Origin of the sequence: Bartonella sp. AU18XJBT (assembly GCF_028618595.1) — a bacterium.
Taxonomy (GTDB): domain Bacteria; phylum Pseudomonadota; class Alphaproteobacteria; order Rhizobiales; family Rhizobiaceae; genus Bartonella.
The window spans coordinates 1-2,015 of record NZ_JAQITE010000114.1 but is presented as its reverse complement, the minus strand read 5'-3'; the positions used below and the strand labels follow the sequence as shown (position 1 = coordinate 2,015).

Sequence of the window (2,015 nt, the reverse complement as noted above, 5' to 3'; positions counted from 1 at the left end):
TTGCCGATGTCATTGCTGAAGACAATCTCATCATCCGTGGTTTAAGTGGTGAGCGAGCTGGTCATGTCATCAACAGTTCTGGTCTTTTAGAAGCCGTATCTGGCGATATGATCTTCGATGTCTCAGCGCTTACCAATATGCGTGAAGGCGGGGTTGAAGTTAGCGATAAAGTGGTTGGTCATAGTTACGTGCAAGGAGAATGGGAAAAAATCCCAGGTGTTGATAAACACACAAAGATCAAGAAAAATATCGACACCACGATCATTCGTCAGCAGCCTCATTTTACCAATAATGCGGCACAGATTTTGGTAGGACGTCATCTCACGGTTCATGCCGGCAATATCCGCAATAGTTACAGTTTGATTGCTGCCAATGGCAACATTGTGATGCATGGCGATACGCTGCTCAATGAGGGGCGTGATTTAATCGAAACAACTAAGGTTGTGACTGAAACACGCTACAGACATAAAGACTGTAATATGTGGACCAATCCAGGGTGTATAGCGCATGGTGCAGACGAATGGGATGGTCCTACTTTTACCCAAACAACCACGCGCACCTATGATGCTGTTTACGGCACGATTGAAGCTGGTGGCACGCTTGATGCCAAGTTGACGGGCTATATTGATAATCATGCAGTGCGTGAGGGGGTTGAGCAAGTTGGCTTAAGCTCTGGCGATAAAGGTTTGGCTGGTGTTAAAAACACCGATTTTGATGGTTCCAAACCACTGATTAGTGATGATCGATTGGACGGTATTATCAATGGTTTGAAAGGGCACAAAGGGCTTTTTGCACCAAGAACAAAAACACCCGCACCAGAATCCATACAGGTGCCAACGCAAGACGGGCTTAGCTCTGTCAAGACAGAGTTGGCTAGCAGCCAATCACCGGATGTGCCGTTTTTAGTTGAGACGCGTCCAGACTTTATCAACCCAAGTAAATTTTTAGGGTCGGACTATTACTTAAAAAAGATTGGCAATTATAAGCCCGAGCACGTGTTTAAAAGATTGGGGGATGCTTATTTTGAATATCGTCTGGTCGGTGAGCAAATCTTTGAGCTAACAGGCAATCGCACTCTTCTTGATGTTGAAGATCCCAATGCTCAAATGCAAAGGCTTTATGACAATGCTGTGGAGCAGCAAGGTCCTTTGGGGTTAGTGCTAGGCAAGCCCTTAACGCTTCAGCAGATTACAGAGATCAAAAAGGATATAATCTGGCTTGAGACCCACCTTGTTGATGGACAAGAAGTCTTAGTGCCCCACGTTTATTTGGCGCCAACCTCCTCTTCAGAACAAGGGATAAAAAACGCACAAGGATTGCAAGGAAATCTTGCTAGTGCACGTTTAAAAGGGAATGGGGTCACCTTGAATGCGGACCGTCTTACCAATAGTGGTGCTGTGGTAAGTGATGATGCACTGCACGTTTCGACCACGCAAACTTTGTTCAATAATGGTGGGTTTTTGCTTGGCAGCGGTGCTGTAGAGCTCACCAGTAACGGTCTTTTAGCCAATTCTTCCGGTGTTATTCATGGTGATACGGTTACCATGACGGGTGGTACGATTGTCAATAGTACCGCTAAAATCCGTGACACGAATGAATATGGTTTTGTTGATCGAGCTGGGCAGAAGGGACAAATTCTCTCTGATCATGAATTAAACATTCAATCCCTTGGTGATCTTGGCTCAGAGGGGGGGGAATTCACCAGCGGCGGTCCGATGACGGTGATTGTCGGTGGTTCTGCTACGTTTGGTTCATTAGTGCTAGAGAGTGACCATAAGGAGACATTGGAAAAAGGGCATTATAACGCCCAAAGCAGTGAGCACCGTTTGGCAGAAGTCAACAGTGATGGAGATTTGACCATTGTCACAGGTGGTGAGCTTAACCTTGGGGGAAAGTTTAAAGCCAAGGGCAATGGCGATTTCACTAGTGGTGGCGCTCTCAACGCGACTTCGGTGCAAGATTTTAACAGTTTTGATTTGGATTATAGGGGCAAAGAAGGCGACGAATCGAAGCAA

The 2,015-nt window shown here is 46.0% G+C and carries 1 pseudogene; it reads left to right on the top strand.

Annotated elements, in window-relative coordinates:
* Positions 1-2,015: pseudogene (locus tag PVV60_RS10290) on the top strand (filamentous hemagglutinin); the annotation flags it as partial.